Consider the following 630-nt stretch of genomic DNA (forward strand, 5'->3'; position numbering starts at 1 on the left):
GGGCGTGTTCCCCGTCGCGGCGAAGGCCCGCTACGCCGGCGATGACACGAATCGTCGGGCGAGGACGCGGACGCGGCGGGGGAACGCGGCGCGGTCGGTGGAGTCGGGGTCGCGGCGGTTCATCGACGTGTTCGCGCGGCCGGGCGCGGCGGTGATCGCGGTCCAGGACGGCGAGGTCGTGAAGGTCGGGAGGAACCCGCGGCTGGGCAGGTTCGTGCAGCTGCGGGACGTCTACGGCAACACCTACACCTACGGCAACCTCAAGTCCCACGCGGCGTTCTATCCGGTCGCCAAGAGTGGGTCGCGGACGAAGGCCTCGGCGGGGTCCAGCGAGTTGGATCCCGCGCGTGATCCGCGGCCGACGGTGGCCGCGACGGCCGGGTCGCAGCGTGGCGGCGCGACCGGCGCCGGCCAGTCGGCGAAGGGCGCAGGGCGGTCCGCTGGTGGGCGGTCCGCGACCGACGTCGGCGGCGAGACGGCCGCCTCGGTGGCGGTCGATGGCGCGGTGGAGTCCAAGGAGCGGGTGTTTGCGAATCCGGCGCGTCCGGTTGCGAAGAAGTTGGGTGGTGCGGAGCAGCTCGCCAACCAGGAGCTGGAGAACGGCTCCTACTCGAGCTACCTCTCCTCGCT

The 630-nt window shown here is 72.7% G+C and carries 1 protein-coding gene; it reads left to right on the forward strand.

From position 1 onward, the window contains the following. Positions 1-97: 97 nt before the first annotated feature. A partial coding sequence (locus PAI11_RS23550) for a M23 family metallopeptidase (RefSeq protein WP_170320780.1) occupies positions 98-630 on the forward strand: 533 nt, incomplete at its 3' end.

It is taken from the genome of Patulibacter medicamentivorans (assembly GCF_000240225.1).
Taxonomy (GTDB): domain Bacteria; phylum Actinomycetota; class Thermoleophilia; order Solirubrobacterales; family Solirubrobacteraceae; genus Patulibacter; species Patulibacter medicamentivorans.